Source organism: Coprococcus sp. RTP31081st1_H1_RTP31081_211007 (genome assembly GCF_040227275.1).
In the GTDB taxonomy this organism is placed as follows: domain Bacteria; phylum Bacillota; class Clostridia; order Lachnospirales; family Lachnospiraceae; genus Coprococcus; species Coprococcus aceti.
In genome coordinates, this window is the sequence record NZ_JBEHVP010000001.1 from 314,759 (window position 1) to 332,111 (window position 17,353).

Consider the following 17,353-nt stretch of genomic DNA (forward strand, 5'->3'; position numbering starts at 1 on the left):
CTCGCCTCCTTCCGTTTGTTCAAATAAAAAGCAATACACTATATGTATGATCATGCTACTTTATTTCTTCTTTGATCAGCCCTTCAGTCTGAACGGCTTTTTCTTCGGTTGCTCTGGTTCAGCGTCAACCGTTTCCTGTTGTGGGGATTCCTGCTCATCTGTCTTCTCCTCGTCGGGAGCTGCCACATCATCCTCTTTATCTTCATCATCAAAATTCAATATAGAATTGAATTCCGTGTTGAATTTAATTCCAAGTCTTGCAAGGAGTCTGTCTGTTTCACCGATAAGATCCTCCTCTTTCTTAAGACTTTCCAATATCTTGGCTTCATCAGCCTCTATCTCTGCATTTATATCTTTCTCTGCCGACAGATCATACAGTGCTGCATTCTCTGTGTTGTAGTCAGGGAACAGACTGCTCTTAAACACCGGGAAGCCATTATTCTTTGGCTTTTCCGGTTCTGTCTCCATCGCAATTTTCTCTTCTGACTTATCCTCTGCTTCCATTGTGAATTCCTCTTCGACCTCTGATTCAGCTTCAGCCTCAGTTTCTTCGATCTCCAGTTCAGCCTCAGCTTCAAATTCTTCCACCTCTGGTTCGACTTCCACTGGAACTTCTTCCATCTCAGATTCCTTAGATTCCGCATCGATTGTAAATTCTTCTAACTCTGGCTCAGCTTCAGTCTCAAATTCATCTTCAATCTCCGCTTCGGCATCGATTGTGAATTCTTCCTCAACCTCCGGCTCTGCCTCGACTGTGAATTCTTCCTCAGCCTCTGGCTCTGCCTCGATCGTGAATTCTGCGCCAACCTCAAGTTCTTTTTCGAATTCAGGCTCAGAATCTGCATCTACCTCGAATTCTTCTTCGATCTCCGGTTCGATCTCAACTGAAACTTCATCAACTTCCGGTTCATTCTGCTCTACACCCGGCTCAACAGCAGTTTCTTCCACATCATTCTGAGACTCCGCATCTTCCATCAGATCCTCGAGATTCTCATCGTCAACCTCGAACTCCTCAAGAGATTCAAAGGCTTTATCAAAATCAAACGTTTCTGATTCAACCGGTTCATCAGGCAAAGTCTCCGGCTCTGCATCCGCCTCAAATCCATCCTCAAAGTCTCCCTCGAACTCAGGATCAAAGGTCTCCACAACAGTATCGTCTTCAGAATCGCGATCTGACGCACTGTCAGATACGTCATCAGAATCGTCACCATCAACTTCAACCATGACTACTTCCTCCGGCTCTTCTTCGATAACATAGTTATCTTCCTCCACCGGTTCGGAATCCTCATACTCATTGTCGTTATCTTTGTTATACACCGCTGCATCCTCAGGAGTCAGCTCCCCGCTTATCTCAGTCATATCCTGTGACTTTCCCTCAGGAGCTTTCTCACTGTCACTGCTCATCGCCTTGAGCTCAGGCTTTGCCGTATTCCCGGCATCATCAGCAGTATCGGAAATAACTTCCTCGAGCAGTTGTTCCTTGTCAAGATTCTCGTTCTTCAGAGATTCCATCTCCTGCTCGACAAGCTCTTCCTCTTTCCTTGACATCAATCCAAATAAACCTCTGGATTTCTTCTTCGGCTCAGAATTCTCTTCTTCCTGACGAGCTTCCTTTTTCTGCTCTTTTTTATCCTTCGATCTAATCCACATCTGCTTGAATTTCATGGAACTCGTCACAGGTGCGTCATCCTCGACCATGATCATGATCTTAGCATCCTTTGGATGCATTCTCAGATCGTCTTCTTCCAATATCTTATTTTCATTTGCTCTTGTATCTGCCTGCTCAGGATCATCATCCGACATCTCCGTGTCAGGATAACAATAAATCATGGATTCAAGATCCACATCGCCGCCCATGAGCTTGTCCAGCATATACAAATGTGAAGAGTTCTTGTAATGCGCTCTGAATTCAACACAGGCGCTGTCAAACTTCTCCCTGTTTCTTATGTACGCATGAAGCAGAAGCATCTCAAAATCCCACTCTTCATCCGTCTCAACATCATTCGCCGACACCAGTATGCTGTAAAGTTCATTCACGGGCTTCCTGTGTGCCTTGGCTATCATATATTCAAGTCTGTATGTACCTGCATCCTTATTGGCCTGATTAAATGTATATATCTCAAAATAATGCTCTGCAAGCTGTGTAAATCCCATGGATAAATACAGTTTTATCAAAGAATATATTATCTTGTTACCAGCCGGAGCCATGGCATGTGCCTTGACAAGCGCCGCTCTGGCCTCAGGATATCTTTTGTTCTCGTAATACACCTCGCCGCATATTCTAATAAACTGTGGACTAAGTGACTTCGACAGATCCTGATGTTCAAGTATATCGAGAGCGAGACTGTAATCGCCATTGTCTGCAAGTTCCTTTATTTTGTTTACACTTGACATACTGATTCCAGTACTCATAACCCAGCCTCCCACTTTTTTATCATCGTATTATTTTATCATAAACGGCTATTCTTTACAACCTTTTGATTGGTCAGCAAAAGGACTATCCCGGCCACTAACCCGGCCGCAAATCCCGCCACATGGGCAACATTATCAATACCTTCTGACATCTTTCCGTTAACCAGTGTCAGAATAAATAATATAAGCATATTAATAAGTGACAGATCCTTCACCCGGCCTTTATTATAAAATGCTATGACAACCAGCACTCCCAGAAGACCAAATATCGCTCCGGATGCACCAGCCGAGTAAGCATATGTATTATTATAAAAACAATCTATGTATGATGCAAATGACGCAGTAAGACCCGTGGCAATATAAACTATGATATAATTGAATCTGCCTATTATATTCTCAACCCTCGCACCGAGTGCGATCAAAATCACCATATTTCCAACCAGATGTGCTATTCCAAAATGTGTAAACATTGATGTCAGGAATCTGTAATATTGTCCTTTTTCTGATATCGCAAGCACTTCCACAGCCAGTTCCGTAGGTTGATATACAAAGATACATGCAACGTACACCAGAATATTTATCAACAGTAATATCGGTGTTACAACACCGAACATTCTTATCAGATTGTGCTGGGATCTGCGGTTATCCACCACCGTTTTTTTATCGATCACATCATAGAGTGAGTCAAAGTCAGTGGGCTGATTCTCAAATATATACAGCTTTCCGTAATCCTCCGCGAACAGCCAGACATTGTCCAGTTCTTCAACTATCTTTTTTGTCATATCATCAAACATTCCGTTTGGAGTGATGAGTATATTGAGAAGATTGACTTTTATATGCGAATCCGAAGAAACATCAAGCAATATTTTATTATTGAACTTTTTCAGAGTCTCAGAATCAAGATTATGATTACTGCCTATAACAACAATATATACGGCATCGCTGTCTGCTCTGCCGTATACATTGTTACTTTCCGGATTGAGTTGTCTGTAACCCTTCTCCTTAAGATTTTTTATTATCTGTACCATGTACTGTTGCATATCGTCTTATAATCCCTATAATCCAAGGAAGAGATTCTCAACTTTCTCGATAACAGAGTCCTTCATGGATCCTCTGCTCTTCTCGTAATTAAGACCGGACTCCATGATCTCAAGAAGCTGCATTCTCATTCCTGTATCAATGTCCTTGATGTACTTCATGAGTACATCCTTGATCTCTATTACATACTCTTTTGTCTTCATCTCTTCAAGCATAGGCTCGTAGTTGAATGTGATAGAGTTCTTCATCTCATCCTGCTTTCTTCCACAGATCACACATTCCTCTGCGCCGCCTTCGTTTACGTGTCCACAGTTACATGTCCACACAAGTCCGTCTGACTTGTAGTTTGCAACTGCATCAATTCCCTTTTTGAGCTTGAGTGCCTTAAACTTAACGTCAGACATCTCAATTCCGATAGAATCCGCATCTATCTCGTATACTCCGCTGGCCTTGACATACTTCTTGATGTATACCTTGACGGAGGATATCATTTTTATATACTTGTCCGGAAGCTTACACTCCACATAATCCGACTTGAGGAGCTTGAGGTTGGTCTTATCAAATGTAAAATCAACATCCGGCAGTGTTATATTGTCACCATAGATATTGGTGAACTGAAGCTCTGCCTTAAGTGCCTTTATATCGTCGTTATTGTAGTTGTTGAACCACACGGAAATCTTTGTTCCCTTGCCCTCTGATGCAAGCACCACCTTTGATGCTCTTGGCACGAGCAGGTCGTAATAGTTTCTTACATATATCTCGTTTCTGATAAAGCTGCTCTTGTCAAATTCCGACTTGTACTGCTCCTTTATGTTTACCAGAGTTCCACTGGCAACAACAGCAGTTACGTTGTTGGTGTATTCCTCAACACCTGTTCTGAATCCAACTACAGCATTGTACTTCGTCTCACGGACCATATCTGTGAAATTATTGATTGTTTCATTGAGGATCTCATCGATCTTCTCCTGATAGATATCTCTTCTATCCGTGGCAATATCCGCAATAGATGTTCCGAAATCCTTCAAAAAGTTGGAATTAAGTATCGTCTGTGTGAACTTGTATGTTCCATAGCCAACGATATCATATCCCTCAAAGCTTGTTCCCGATGTAATTAATACTTCCTTCATTAGCGCACCTCCCAAATATAAAAAAATTGTATCACAATAATCTTCATTTAACAAATGTTTTTTGTGAATTTTTAATCAAAAAAAGGTGCTTTTTTGTGAATATTATAAAAATAATTATAATTTATTTCTTCAGGTCACTATTTTTATATGTGACAAATGTGAAATTCACCTCTGACACATCCTCACCCGGTCTCTCATCCGTCACATCCCAGTTGTCCAGTTTGTCGAGATTCGAAATGAAGGCATCGGCCTCAAATTCCCTGTCTATTTTGGTGATTACTGCCTCATCACAATATGGTATGAGCTCATCGTAGATAGTCTGTCCGCCTATGACAAAAATGTCATCCGTATCATATTTTGCCAGTTCTGTAAACAGTTCGTCCATAGAGTGGACAACCACCGCATCCTCAACTGCATATTCAGGTTTCCTGCTGAGAATTATATTTGCCCTTCCCTTGAGTGGTCTTCCGCCCGGAAACTCCTCCAGAGTCTTCCTTCCGAGAACAACGACATGCCCCATCGTGGTCTGTCTGAAATTTCTCTGATCCTCCGATATCCTTATCAGTAATCTGCCTTTATTTCCAATGGCCCAATTCTTATCTACCGCTGCAATAAACTTCATATGTCCTCCATCTGTATAATTCCCGTCCCATGCTTCATAGTCTTATATCGCAATAGGAATATTCTTAATCTGTGGTCCTGTCTCATAGTCTTCTATCCTGAAATCATCCAGAGTAAAGTCATAGAAATCTTTGACATCCGGATTCATATAGAACTTTGGAGCAGGATGTGTAGGTCTTGTTATCAGCTCCTTGACTATCGGTATATGTCTGTCATATATGTGTGCATCCGCGATCACATGTACCAGTTCTCCCGGCTTAAAGCCCGTGACCTGGGCAAGCATATGTACCAGTACCGCATACTGGACAACATTCCAGTTGTTGGCCGCAAGCACATCCTGGGATCTCTGATTCAGTATAGCGTTGAGCCTGTCCCCTGTTACATTGAATGTCATGCTGTACGCGCACGGATACAGATTCATCTCACTCAAGTCCTGATGAACATATATGTTAGTGAGCATTCTTCTGCTGTATGGGTTATTCTTAAGGTCATATATCAGTCTGTCCACCTGATCCATCATGCCCTCTTTATATTTATGCTTTACACCAAGCTGATATCCATATGCTTTTCCTATGGAACCGTTCTCATCTGCCCAACTGTCCCATATATGGCTTTTGAGATCATGAACATTATTTGACTTTTTCTGCCAGATCCAGAGCAGCTCATCAATAGCCGACTTCACATACGTCTTTCTAAGTGTTATCGCAGGGAATTCCTTTGACAGATCATACCTGTTGACAACACCAAAACGCTTTATGGTGTAGGCATATGTTCCATCTTCCCACTTTGGTCTGACCTTCTCCCCCTCCGTACTATATCCATTATCGATTATATCTTTACACATGTTTATAAAGAGATCATCTGCAAGACTCATTTTGGTAACCTCCGATTGTTTTTTCAGATAATTATATCATACTCTCCATCCCACATGTGATTAATTATTACATCAAACAACACTTTTATTACATTTTGATTTACAACGGACTATTTTTGTGTACAATGCAGAAAAACATTCAAAGGAGGTGAAACATGAAACCACATTCATCCAATCCACTACCTGCCCTTCTCAGATATTTCAGACAGAAGGCAGGACTCACACAGCAGGATGTCGCAGCAGCGCTATCTATTTCCAGATCCGGATATGCCAACTACGAGGAAGGGAGAAACATCCCTAATATAGAACAGGCCATAAAGCTGTCAGAGCTTCTCAACCACGATTTTCTATATGCATACACCCTGTCATCAAGATACATGCAGGGGCATCCAAAGCCACTACAGATCGTCATGGAGGACAATTCATACATGACCGCCATAGAATCTAACCAGAGCACAGCAGACATGCTGGGCAATTACAGATCTCTCAGCGACAGCGACCGTCAACTTATAGACACATTTGTGGCAAATCTAGCATCTAAAAATTCCAGACTGTAAATCCAGTATTATACCCACCAATTACAGTAAATATTATTTTTAAGGAGAAAACAGGAAAATATGAAAAGAAGAAAAGAACGCAACATTGATCCGTCGGTGTATGAAGACGATTCATCCGATCAGGATTTTAACTGTGCAGTGATAGGCGGCGCACTGAAGTCTCTAAGGCGCAGCCACGGAAAAAGGCAGCAGGAAATAGCCGCCATCTTGAAGGTGTCCGTCTCCGCCTACTCGCACTATGAATGTGGAGAGCGAATCCCGGATCTCATAAATCTTATCAGGATATCCAATTTATACAGTATTAATATGAGTCATCTGGTGCTGCTCACCTGCATCGATATAGCAAAGAAAAATAAGATGGACATCAGCGAAGTGTTCCTCGCCTACAGCCACGGCAGGACTCTTCCACCGGAAGCGACAGGAATAATGTCCGACTGTGATCAGCTTGACGACAACGGCAGGGAAAATCTCAGGCTGTTTTTAAAGTCTGCACTGAGCTGCTAGCAGACTCACAATTTCGAAATAATACGGTTCAGATCGTTTATAACTCTCTTCTTATCAGCACTCCACAGAGGCGCAACAAGAATATTCTTAGGCCCATCCCCGGTGAACCTGTGAACAACCATATCAGGAGGAATCTCTTTAAGACAATCACACAAAATATCTGCGTATTCATCAAATGTCAGTGCACGGAACACTCCTTCCTCATACATTTTTTCAAGAACAGTTCCCCTGAGGACATGAAGCAGTTGGAGCTTTATACCATTTGCGCCGCTTCGCACTATGTACCTTACCGTATCAATCATATCCTCCTTCGTCTCACCGGGCAGGCCTATTATCATATGAACTATAATGTGAACTCCCAGTTCTCTGAGTCTGTTCATCGTCTCATCATACACACTTATGTCATAACACCTGTTGATGAGCTGTGCTGTCCTGTCATTTGCTGTCTGGAGGCCAAGTTCTATCCACACAGGTTTAACAGCTATTATATCTTTTATCATATCTATGACCTCCGGGCCAAAGCAGTCCGGTCTGGAGGCTATCGATACAGCCGCAATGTCATCCCTTCTTGCAGCCGCCAGAAACTTTTCGCGCAAAGCGTCGACATCACCGTATGTATTTGTATATGACTGGAAATACGCTATATATCTGTCGCATTTGCATTTGCCTGATATCCTCTTTTTTGCCAGTTCTATCTGTTCACCTATGCTCAGGTCTGCATTTTCTGAAAAATCTCCGGAGCCGCTGGCACTGCAAAAAATACAGCCACCTGTCCCGGCTTTACCATCACGGTTGGGACAGGTGGTTCCTGCATTCAATGATATCTTATATAATTTCTCTCCAAATGTATCTCTTATATACGCATTTGTTGTATATATATCCATACTGTTACCTTCTATATACGATCCTGTCTATATCTGATGTGTCGCCTTTACAAGAGCAGGGACTATCTGTTTCTTTCTTGATACAACACCGGGAAGATATGCATAGCTATCCTCAAGCTCCACACCAAATGCTTTGCTGCACAGTTCCTGTGCATTCTCTCCCACGCATATGATACCTGAGCCCTCCTGAAGAATATTGGTCATTGCAAACATGACCACATCACAGCCAGGCTCCATATATCCACCGAGGAATTCACGCATACCGTTTCTTATTCTGTCTATCTCTTTCTCATTGACGGAATTGATCTGTCCAACAGCAACAACCATATCTCCAATGTCGAATTTCTTGAAATCCTGATGAAGTATCTCATCCATGGTCTTGTCCTTGAGGTTGCTTCCCGCGTCGAACATCTCCATGGCAAATTCATATATGTCTATCTCTGCAAGCCTTGCAAGCTCCTTTGCAGCAGCCTCGTCTATGAATGTACACGTCGGAGACTTGAATGCCAGTGTATCGGAAAGTATCGCTGCGCAGAGAAGTCCAGCTATCGGCTTATCTATCTTGACATTCTGCTCTTTGTACATCTGATAGATGATCGTAGCAGTACATCCAAGTGGCTGATTTCTGAAATACACAGGATTCATGGTCTCTATATTCGCAATCCGGTGGTGGTCGATTATCTCGAGTATCTCGGCATTCTCCACGCCGTCAACAGACTGGGTTCTCTCATTGTGATCAACAAGTATGAGCTGTTTCTTTCTCGCATTGATGTAGTTACGCCTTGATACAAGTCCCTTGTAGTTGCCATAGCCGTCCGTAACCGGAAAGTATCTCACTCTGGTCTTTGCCATGGTCGTCTTAAGCGTATCTATATCGTCATCCTCATAGAATGTCATGATGCGGTCTCTTATCATAAAGAATCCTATAGGCATGCTCTGTCCGATAAGTCTGGCAACAGCATAGGTGTCCGTCGGTGTAACAACAACCGCACAGCCCTTGTTCTTTGCAAATTCCAGAACCACGTCAGATATACTGTTCACAAGACATACTATAAGCATGCTCGCACCGCAGTTTATGGCCGCAAGCTGAGCCTCAACCCTGTCACTCACTATGACTATGTCATTTTCCTTGACATGTCTCTCAAGGATGTCAACCTGGGCAGCTCCCACGATCACTCTTCCATCCTTAACATATTCGTCGGCGTCACCGTACACAAGCTCGCCATTTATAGTATCTATTATGTGTGAGAACTTTGTACCAGCTATGAACAGGGAATTATCATCCTTCTCAAGCATATATGCCTCGGCTATATCTCCGACCGTTATTATTCCCTTTATCTTGCCATTATTGACAACCGGAAGTGTCGTGGCGTCGTTATCCTGCATTATCTCAAATGCTCTCTTCATGGTGATATCTCCCGACACACCATCAACTATTCTGTATGCTATATCCTTCACCTGTACATTTACATTGCTCACAAGTGCCGGCGCCTGCACACCAAAATAATCAAGGACAAACTGTGTCTCTTTATTTATATTTCCAGCTCTCTTTGGAATGTATTTGTTCTCATGCTGATTTTTCAGATGGGCGTACGCAATCGCTGAACATATAGAATCCGTATCCGGATTCTTATGTCCTATGACAAACACCTCATCTGTAGGAACATTATGCATATTTCACCTCTTATTTCTATCAATTATAATGTATTCATTTCTATGCCACGCAGGGAAGATGCCTTGTGACATCCCACATGCTAACAAGCATAAATTGAATGAGGCAAAATGACAACCCCTTTTAACGTTGTTTATCATTTTGCCCCATTTTTTATCTGTTTAATCAGAACTTATATCTCGCTTATATCCACGAGTGAAAGCTTTGTGGTATCAGCGGTCTCAAGGCTTGTGAGCAGCGCATCGGCTGTATCAAGGCTTGTAAGACATGTAACACCTGTCTCAACTGCGTGACGTCTGATAATAAATCCATCCTTGCTTCTATCAACACCCTGTGATGGAGTGTCGATTATCAGATCGATCTCATGGCTCAGTATCAGGTCAAGCAGATTTGGTGATGGCTCCTCAACCTTGTTGATGAGCTTTGCAGGAACACCATTCTCATTGAGAACTCTGCATGTGCTTCTTGTTGAATATATCTCATATCCAAGAGCAGCAAATCTCTTACCGATATTTATAGCATCCATCTTATCTGAGTCCTTGACTGTGAGGATCATCTTCTTGGTTTTTGGAAGATTGATTCCGGCTCCAAGGAATGCCTTGTACAGAGCCTCATTGTAGTTCTTGGATATACCAAGGCACTCTCCTGTTGACTTCATCTCAGGTCCAAGGCTTATCTCAGCGCCTCTGATCTTCTCAAATGAGAATACAGGCTTCTTGATTGCGAAATACTCTGACTCCGGCTGAAGACCAGGTGTGTAACCCATATCCTTGATCTTCTCACCTGTGATAACACGTGTTGCAAGATCTACGATAGGTATTCCTGTTACCTTGCTTATATATGGAACTGTACGGCTTGAACGAGGATTTACCTCTATTACATATACCTCATCATTGTATGCAATAAACTGTATATTTATAAGTCCGATTACGTGCAGGCTGTTTGCAAGCTTCTTGGTGTAATCAGCGATGACTCTCTTTGTCTTTGGTGAGAGTGTCTGTGCAGGATATACCGAGATACTGTCTCCTGAATGTATTCCGGCTCTCTCAACATGCTCCATGATACCAGGGATAAGTATGTCATCTCCATCACATACAGCATCGACTTCGACCTCTTTACCCATGATGTACTTATCTACAAGTATTGGGTGCTCCTGGGTATGTCTGTTGATGATATCCATGAACTCTATGATATCCTTATCAGAGATTGCGATCTGCATTCCCTGTCCACCGAGAACGTATGAAGGTCTTACAAGTACCGGATAACCCAGCTCATTTGCAGCCTCAAGCGCCTGCTCTCTTGTAAATACCGTCTTACCAGCAGGTCTTGGTATACAGCACTTCTCAAGGATCTCATCGAAGAGCTCTCTGTCCTCTGCTGCATCTACATTCTCTGCACTTGTTCCAAGGATTGGTACCCCCATCTCCATGAGTGCCTCTGTGAGCTTGATAGCGGTCTGTCCACCGAACTGTACAACAGCTCCATCCGGATGCTCCAGATTTACTATAGCCTCAACATCCTCCGCTGTAAGAGGCTCAAAGTAAAGCTTGTTTGCTATATCAAAGTCTGTACTGACTGTCTCAGGGTTGTTGTTGACGATGATTGTCTCGTAACCCTTTCTCTCAAATGCCCATGTGCTGTGAACTGAACAGTAATCGAACTCGATACCCTGTCCGATTCTGATCGGGCCTGAACCAAGTACCATTACTTTCTTCTTTGAGTTATCCTCAGCGACCTCGTTCTCCAGAGAATCAAAGCATGAATAGTAATATGGAGTCATGGCATCAAACTCTGCTGCACATGTATCAACCATCTTGAAGTGTGCTGTTACACCGTAGTCGTAACGCATCTGTCTGATCTCTTTCTCTGTCTTGCCTGTGAGTCTCGCGATAACCTTGTCAGGGAACTCAACTCTCTTGATCTCCTTCATTAGCTCCTTGGAGATATCTCCCTTGGACTCGATTATCTTTCTCTCAGCCTTAACAAGGTTGTGGATCTTGTCTATGAACCATCTGTCGATCTTGGTGATGTCATAGATCTGATCGTATGATATTCCACGTCTGATAGCCTCAGCTATGACATAGATACGTCTGTCATCAACATGTCCGAGAAGCTTTATAACCTCTTCGTCTGTCATATCCTTGTATCTGCTTGACCAGAGACTGTCTACATGCTGCTCCAGTGAACGGAGAGCCTTCATAAGTGCACCCTCAAAGTTTGTACAGATACTCATAACCTCACCGGTTGCCTTCATCTGTGTTGTCAGATCATGGTCAGCGGCGATGAATTTATCAAATGGAAGTCTAGGGATCTTGACAACCACGTAATCAAGTGCCGGCTCAAAGCTGGCATATGTCTTCTTTGTAATAGCGTTCTTGATCTCATCCAGGTTGTATCCAAGGGCTATCTTGGCAGATACCTTTGCAATAGGATATCCGGTTGCCTTTGATGCAAGTGCTGATGATCTTGAAACTCTTGGGTTTACCTCGATAACACAATACTCAAATGAATTAGGATTCAGAGCAAACTGAACGTTACATCCACCCTTGATGTTGAGCTCTGAGATAATGTTCAGTGCTGAGCTTCTGAGCATCTGGTACTCCTTGTCACCAAGTGTCTGTGATGGAGCCACGACTATAGAGTCTCCAGTGTGTACTCCGACAGGATCAAGGTTCTCCATGTTACATACGGTTATACATGTACCATTTGCATCACGCATAACCTCGTACTCGATCTCCTTCCATCCTGCGATACATCTCTCGACAAGAACCTGTCCTACACGTGAAAGTCTCAGACCGTTCATGAGGATCTCCTTGAACTCTTCCTCATTCTCAGCGATACCACCACCTGAACCTCCAAGTGTATATGCAGGACGGAGAACTACAGGGTATCCAATCTTCTTGACAAAGTTAAGACCGCCCTGAACTGTTGTAACGACCTCTGAAGGTGCTACAGGCTCATGGATCTTCTCCATAGTCTTCTTGAACTCAAGTCTGTCCTCGGCCTTCTTGATGGTCGTTGATGATGTTCCTATGAGAAGCACGTCATGCTCTCTGAGGAAACCTGACTCATCAAGCTCCATGGCGATGTTGAGGGCTGCCTGACCGCCGAGTGTCGGCAGAAGGCTGTCCGGCTTCTCCTTCTCAATGATAGCCTTTACAACATCAACCGTAAGAGGCTCAATATATACCTTATCTGCTATATCCTTGTCCGTCATGATGGTTGCAGGGTTTGAGTTGATGAGGACAACGCACAGTCCCTCTTCCTTAAGAGAACGGCACGCCTGTGTTCCGGCGTAATCAAACTCAGCAGCCTGACCGATGACTATAGGACCTGATCCGATAACTACAACCTTTTTTATATTAGGATTCTTTGGCATTACTTTGACACCTCCATCATATTCATAAATGTATCAAACAGTGAATCTGTATCCAGCGGACCTGCACATGCCTCCGGATGGAACTGAACTGTCTGTGCATTCTTTCCAAGATAGTGAACTCCCTCTACTGTTCCGTCATTTACATTGACGAAGCTGACCTCTGCGATCTTTCTGTCGAGGCTGTCTTCCTTGACCATATATCCGTGATTCTGTGTTGAAATATATACCTTGCCGGTCTTCATATCTCTTACAGGATGGTTTGCACCTCTGTGTCCGTACTTCATCTTCTCTGTATCACCGCCGTTGGCAAGCGCCATGAGCTGATGTCCAAGACATATAGCAAAAATTGGAATATCTGTATCGAAAAGCTTCTTTACCTGAGCTATTGTGACCTTACACTCCTTTGGATCTCCAGGACCATTTGTAAGCATGATTCCGTCCGGAGCGTCTGCGATGATCTCCTCAGCAGGTGTCTCTGCAGGATATACAGTAACCTGACAACCTCTTGCAAGGAGGGACTTGACGATGTTCTTTTTAACACCGAGATCGATGACTGCAACCTTGAATCCGTCACCAGGATAGAATATTTTCTCCTTACATGTAACATCGAGAACAACATGTCCCATCTTCCATGCCTTAATACGCTTCATGCACTCATCAAAATCATAATTCTCATCAGTTGTGATCATACCTCTCATGGTACCATCTTTCCTGAGGATCTTGGTAAGTGTTCTGGTATCTATTCCTTCTATACCAGTTATATTATTCTCAACAAGAAATTCGTTTATGGTCATCTCGCTTCTGAAATTACTAGGAGTCTTGCAGAGCTCTCTAACAATGAATCCTGACTGCCAAGGTCTGCCAGCCTCCATATCCTCTCTGCATACACCGTAGTTGCCTATAAGCGGATATGTCATACATACTGACTGCCCTGCATATGATGGATCTGTAAGAATTTCCAGATAGCCGGTCATCGAAGTATTGAATACTATCTCACTGATTATCTCATCAGTAGAGCCAATACTTTTACCTTCAAACACGTGTCCGTCTTCAAGTATCAAAAAAGCTTTCATAATCGTATTCCTTTCGTTTTTTCTATTTTTGCTCAAAAAAAAAGAGTGAAAACGGGGGAAACGCTTGAGATAACCCACATTTATTGGCCTCTTTTTTCTTAATTTAATAAATACTACCACATTTGACAAGGCGGTACAATATTTTTTTCGATATATTTTTTATTTTTGTGTTCACGGCAAAAATCTTGTTTTTTATTCAATATTTTTATTAATTTTTTCATCTCTGAGCTCAGCAGCCCGTCTGCTAAATTCACATCCACAGAAATTCTGTCTGTATAATCCATATTCCTTTGACAGCTCTATCGAGTGCTTATATCCATTTTTCTTCTTGAAATCACTGAACAGATAATCTATGTCGTATTTCCTGCTCATCTCTGCACCTATCTCGTTCAGCCAGTCCGCATTCTTGTGGGGGCTTATCGACAATGTGGTCGTAAATACGTCATATTCATTTTTCTTCGCATGGATCGCGCTCTTCTCAAGTCTCAGCTTATAGCAGTCATAGCACCTGAGTCCTCTCTCAGGAAGATCCTCCCTGCCCTTAGCCATATCCAGAAACACCTGCGGCTCATGCTCCGCCAGTTCGACATCCACTCCTTCCACATATACTTCATGTACAAATCTGTCAAGCTCACGGAATCTTTTTATGTACTCATCGTAATCCGTTATATTTGGATTGTAAAAATAAGCTGTTATGTCAAAATGCTCCGCAAGGACCGACAGACAATGGCTGGAACATGGCGCACAACAGCAGTGCAGCAACAGTTTTTTTCTGCCGCATTGTGTATTTTCACTATCAAATTCAGCTATCTGTCTCTCCATCATTTGATAATAATTTGCATTTTGCATCATTGTTTTCTCCTTTTTTTGTCGATATTTCACACCACATTTTACAACATTCGATTATCTTTTGCACATTTGTGCATGTTTACTAGTTGACTTTGTTATATCTTTACAATATACTGTAGATAGTTACTAAAGCACGTTATGATCATTTATCAATGGAGGTGTAGATTATGACAGTTCAGCAGGCAATTAAAAAGTACAAGTTAGAGCCGCTCAGCGTCAGCGTTGCCAAGGTCAAAGCCAAGGAGCTCAACGTTGATGAAGTTCTTTACATGAATGTGCAGAAGAACAAATATGCGTATATCGTACGCGATTCACGTGGTATAATGTTGTACTCTGATGAGCGCAATCTTTATACTAAGCTTTATAAGGGTTTAAAGATTACTCCCCTTGAATCATAATATTTTCACACGGAATTTATTAAATATGCACACACATGGAATATGGGAAAAAGCTGTTACTCCACTCCCCTATGGAATCAAGAGCTTTTTCCCATATTTTATATTAATCTGTACTCAGGCCTTTCTTCATTATACATATGACACCGTATCTCATCATCCACATATATTATGATCAGCGACAGGAACATCCACAGGATAGAATAAGGCACACATATCTGCCCCGCAAGATTTAACGGCATATCAGAGTAATCCCACACGTTAAGTCCTAGTCTTATATTCACAACATACCCGGTCAGGAACTCCAGCTCAGATATTATCACAGAGGAAACCAGCATCTGCGCAAGTATCCCCATCTTCGGAAACATCTGGTTCAGTCCGCCGCACAAAAGCGTAGCAAGACCTCCACAAATTATCATGGAATAATGGGAATAATGCCTGGCTGATATCTCCAGGAAATAATATATCATCCCACCCGTCATAAATATAGTAAAGCACTTACACACAAAGACCCTCACAGCGACACCTCCTGTATATATACAGTTTAGTATCAACCGTGAGGGTCAATATTATTTATTCTTTATACTTTCCTCTGAAAAAGTTATTTACATGATCAATAGTTCTGTCTGAGAGCTCAAGCTTCACGAATTCAGCCTTGCCGTTCTTGTTGAGGACGAACACATACACACCATCCTGATTCTGCTTATTGCCGGATGTGAAATCCCTGGTCTTTATTGAGCTGTCCTGCTGAAGCTCATTGTCGAGGTAAATGCATCCCTCTTTCGCAATGAACTTTACATCGGCGTTGCTGAAGCTCATGATCTTTTTTCTGCTCTTCTTTGCAATGATCCTTGCGATGTCTATATCCTCATTCACCATTATATATTCATACTCCGTCTCTCTTCTGGAAACAAAAATACCAAATACAACAGCACCTGCAATCGCAACTAAGAATCCAATACTGCCAAAGCCCTGAACGAACATCGCTGCGCCAAGTCCGGCGATCATCAGCACGATTCCGGCAGCCATACCGCAGGTAACACTCGCAGGTGTCTTCGCCTTAACTATATGTTCTGCATAACCATCATTTAACATACCTTTTTTCTCCTTAAGTTCTTTAAAATTCTAAGCCCTTATATTCTAGCATACATGGGCTGTTTTGTCATCTTATTCCCGCTGGACATCCACCGCATCCGCCACAGCCTGCCGTTCTGACAGCTCCGGCATCATCTCCGGCGTAATTAAATGCCGACTCTATGAGGCACACCGCCTGGGAGCTTATTCCAAGTCCCCCTCCGGTAAACCCAAGCTTCTCCTCCGTTGTCGCCTTGATATTGACCTGATCCTTGTCTATACACAGGCAATTACAGATATTCTCCCTCATCTGATCAATGTACGGCGCCATCTTAGGGCTCTGGGCAATTACGGTCGCATCTATGTTCTCGATGATGTAGAGCTTCTCCTCGAGAAGTCTCTTCACTTCTGACAGGAGCTTCATGCTGTCCGCTCCCTTATACCTCTCATCAGTATCAGGGAAATGCTTTCCAATATCCCCCAACGCTGCAGCACCGAGAAGCGCATCCATTATCGCATGAAGAAGTACATCCGCATCGCTGTGTCCAAGGAGTCCTCTCTCATATGGAATCTCAACTCCTCCGATTATAAGTTTTCGTCCCTCAACTAGTCTGTGGACATCGTATCCAATTCCAACTCTCATGTGATATCCTCCTTATATGAATAAAAAAAAGACGGAATGTCTTCCGTCTCATCAAATAGTAGCGAGAGGGGGATTCGAACCCTCGACACTGCGGGTATGAACCGCATGCTCTAGCCAACTGAGCTATCTCGCCATGTCTTGTAAATGGGACCTATAGGGCTCGAACCTATGACCCTCTGCTTGTAAGGCAGATGCTCTCCCAGCTGAGCTAAGATCCCATATTACTTCGTGTCATCGCTGACACCTTTGTT

At 42.9% G+C, this 17,353-nt stretch carries 16 protein-coding genes and 2 tRNA genes; 3 read left to right on the top strand and 15 right to left on the bottom strand.

Going from position 1 to position 17,353, the window contains the following annotated elements; all coding sequences use genetic code 11:
- Positions 1-75: 75 nt before the first annotated feature.
- From ABUA31_RS01360 to thyA, 5 genes are all read right to left on the bottom strand, one after another.
- The gene (locus ABUA31_RS01360) at positions 76-2,412 is read right to left on the bottom strand and encodes a tetratricopeptide repeat protein (RefSeq protein WP_349818380.1); all 2,337 of its coding nucleotides are present in this window, start codon (positions 2,410-2,412) and stop codon (positions 76-78) included.
- Positions 2,413-2,450: 38 nt separating this feature from the next.
- The gene (locus ABUA31_RS01365; protein WP_238050297.1) at positions 2,451-3,440 is read right to left on the bottom strand and encodes a rhomboid family intramembrane serine protease; all 990 of its coding nucleotides are present in this window, start codon (positions 3,438-3,440) and stop codon (positions 2,451-2,453) included.
- Positions 3,441-3,467: 27 nt separating this feature from the next.
- On the bottom strand, positions 3,468-4,577 hold the full coding sequence (locus tag ABUA31_RS01370; RefSeq protein ID WP_022216390.1) for a heavy metal-binding domain-containing protein: 1,110 nt from the start codon (positions 4,575-4,577) through the stop codon (positions 3,468-3,470).
- Positions 4,578-4,698: 121 nt separating this feature from the next.
- The gene (locus ABUA31_RS01375; protein WP_349818381.1) at positions 4,699-5,199 is read right to left on the bottom strand and encodes a dihydrofolate reductase; all 501 of its coding nucleotides are present in this window, start codon (positions 5,197-5,199) and stop codon (positions 4,699-4,701) included.
- Between the two features lie 42 nt (positions 5,200-5,241).
- Complete coding sequence (gene thyA / locus ABUA31_RS01380) at positions 5,242-6,072, bottom strand: thymidylate synthase (RefSeq protein WP_022216389.1); 831 nt, start codon at positions 6,070-6,072, stop codon at positions 5,242-5,244.
- A gap of 155 nt (positions 6,073-6,227) precedes the next feature.
- Between thyA and ABUA31_RS01385 the strand changes: the two genes are divergently transcribed.
- A complete protein-coding gene (locus tag ABUA31_RS01385; protein WP_015535007.1) occupies positions 6,228-6,629 on the top strand; it encodes a helix-turn-helix domain-containing protein in 402 nt (133 codons plus the stop codon).
- A gap of 60 nt (positions 6,630-6,689) precedes the next feature.
- Positions 6,690-7,133: a helix-turn-helix domain-containing protein gene (locus tag ABUA31_RS01390; RefSeq protein ID WP_349818382.1), complete on the top strand. Its 444-nt coding sequence runs from the start codon at positions 6,690-6,692 to the stop codon at positions 7,131-7,133.
- 5 nt (positions 7,134-7,138) lie between these two features.
- Here the strand turns inward: ABUA31_RS01390 and mnmL are convergent, their stop codons facing one another.
- The 5 genes from mnmL to ABUA31_RS01415 all read right to left on the bottom strand — a co-directional run bounded on the left by mnmL (position 7,139) and on the right by ABUA31_RS01415 (position 14,993).
- Positions 7,139-8,017: a tRNA modification radical SAM protein MnmL/YtqA gene (mnmL, locus tag ABUA31_RS01395; protein ID WP_349818383.1), complete on the bottom strand. Its 879-nt coding sequence runs from the start codon at positions 8,015-8,017 to the stop codon at positions 7,139-7,141.
- A gap of 27 nt (positions 8,018-8,044) precedes the next feature.
- A complete protein-coding gene (locus ABUA31_RS01400) occupies positions 8,045-9,691 on the bottom strand; it encodes a putative manganese-dependent inorganic diphosphatase (protein WP_055144329.1) in 1,647 nt (548 codons plus the stop codon).
- A gap of 170 nt (positions 9,692-9,861) precedes the next feature.
- Positions 9,862-13,068, bottom strand: a complete 3,207-nt coding sequence (gene carB, locus ABUA31_RS01405) for a carbamoyl-phosphate synthase large subunit (RefSeq protein WP_055144327.1) — start codon at positions 13,066-13,068, stop codon at positions 9,862-9,864.
- Positions 13,068-14,141, bottom strand: a complete 1,074-nt coding sequence (locus ABUA31_RS01410) for a carbamoyl phosphate synthase small subunit (RefSeq protein WP_022216387.1) — start codon at positions 14,139-14,141, stop codon at positions 13,068-13,070. Before ABUA31_RS01410 ends, carB begins: the two co-directional genes overlap by 1 nt.
- A gap of 192 nt (positions 14,142-14,333) precedes the next feature.
- Positions 14,334-14,993 (bottom strand): epoxyqueuosine reductase QueH, encoded by a 660-nt coding sequence (locus ABUA31_RS01415; protein ID WP_082418038.1) that lies wholly within the window; start codon positions 14,991-14,993, stop codon positions 14,334-14,336.
- A gap of 164 nt (positions 14,994-15,157) precedes the next feature.
- On the opposite strand from ABUA31_RS01415, the gene ABUA31_RS01420 reads away from it, so the two are divergent.
- Positions 15,158-15,388 carry a hypothetical protein gene (locus tag ABUA31_RS01420; RefSeq protein WP_022216385.1) on the top strand — a complete coding sequence of 77 codons (231 nt, stop codon included), beginning with the start codon at positions 15,158-15,160 and terminating at the stop codon, positions 15,386-15,388.
- Positions 15,389-15,486: 98 nt separating this feature from the next.
- On the opposite strand, the gene ABUA31_RS01425 is transcribed toward ABUA31_RS01420, so the two are convergent.
- The 5 genes from ABUA31_RS01425 to ABUA31_RS01445 form a co-directional block, all read right to left on the bottom strand.
- A complete protein-coding gene (locus tag ABUA31_RS01425; protein ID WP_022216384.1) occupies positions 15,487-15,903 on the bottom strand; it encodes a putative ABC transporter permease in 417 nt (138 codons plus the stop codon).
- 55 nt (positions 15,904-15,958) lie between these two features.
- Entirely contained in the window at positions 15,959-16,480 is a 522-nt protein-coding gene (locus ABUA31_RS01430) for a DUF6106 family protein (RefSeq protein WP_022216383.1), read from the bottom strand.
- Positions 16,481-16,547: 67 nt separating this feature from the next.
- Positions 16,548-17,102, bottom strand: a complete 555-nt coding sequence (gene ispF / locus ABUA31_RS01435) for a 2-C-methyl-D-erythritol 2,4-cyclodiphosphate synthase (RefSeq protein WP_349818384.1) — start codon at positions 17,100-17,102, stop codon at positions 16,548-16,550.
- 59 nt (positions 17,103-17,161) lie between these two features.
- Positions 17,162-17,235 (bottom strand) — tRNA-Met (locus ABUA31_RS01440).
- Positions 17,236-17,247: 12 nt separating this feature from the next.
- Positions 17,248-17,320, bottom strand: a tRNA-Val gene (locus ABUA31_RS01445).
- Between the last annotated feature and the right edge of the window lie 33 nt (positions 17,321-17,353).

Bases quoted from the DNA above. Each gene is read 5' to 3' on its own strand.
- ABUA31_RS01360 (WP_349818380.1), bottom strand. From the start codon at position 2,412: ATGAGTACTGGAATCAGTATGTCAAGTGTAAACAAAATAAAGGAACTT.
- ABUA31_RS01365 (WP_238050297.1), bottom strand. From the start codon at position 3,440: ATGGTACAGATAATAAAAAATCTTAAGGAGAAGGGTTACAGACAACTC.
- ABUA31_RS01370 (WP_022216390.1), bottom strand. From the start codon at position 4,577: ATGAAGGAAGTATTAATTACATCGGGAACAAGCTTTGAGGGATATGAT.
- ABUA31_RS01375 (WP_349818381.1), bottom strand. From the start codon at position 5,199: ATGAAGTTTATTGCAGCGGTAGATAAGAATTGGGCCATTGGAAATAAA.
- thyA (WP_022216389.1), bottom strand. From the start codon at position 6,072: ATGAGTCTTGCAGATGATCTCTTTATAAACATGTGTAAAGATATAATC.
- ABUA31_RS01385 (WP_015535007.1), top strand. From the start codon at position 6,228: ATGAAACCACATTCATCCAATCCACTACCTGCCCTTCTCAGATATTTC.
- ABUA31_RS01390 (WP_349818382.1), top strand. From the start codon at position 6,690: ATGAAAAGAAGAAAAGAACGCAACATTGATCCGTCGGTGTATGAAGAC.
- mnmL (WP_349818383.1), bottom strand. From the start codon at position 8,017: ATGGATATATATACAACAAATGCGTATATAAGAGATACATTTGGAGAG.
- ABUA31_RS01400 (WP_055144329.1), bottom strand. From the start codon at position 9,691: ATGCATAATGTTCCTACAGATGAGGTGTTTGTCATAGGACATAAGAAT.
- carB (WP_055144327.1), bottom strand. From the start codon at position 13,068: ATGCCAAAGAATCCTAATATAAAAAAGGTTGTAGTTATCGGATCAGGT.
- ABUA31_RS01410 (WP_022216387.1), bottom strand. From the start codon at position 14,141: ATGAAAGCTTTTTTGATACTTGAAGACGGACACGTGTTTGAAGGTAAA.
- ABUA31_RS01415 (WP_082418038.1), bottom strand. From the start codon at position 14,993: ATGATGCAAAATGCAAATTATTATCAAATGATGGAGAGACAGATAGCT.
- ABUA31_RS01420 (WP_022216385.1), top strand. From the start codon at position 15,158: ATGACAGTTCAGCAGGCAATTAAAAAGTACAAGTTAGAGCCGCTCAGC.
- ABUA31_RS01430 (WP_022216383.1), bottom strand. From the start codon at position 16,480: ATGTTAAATGATGGTTATGCAGAACATATAGTTAAGGCGAAGACACCT.
- ispF (WP_349818384.1), bottom strand. From the start codon at position 17,102: ATGAGAGTTGGAATTGGATACGATGTCCACAGACTAGTTGAGGGACGA.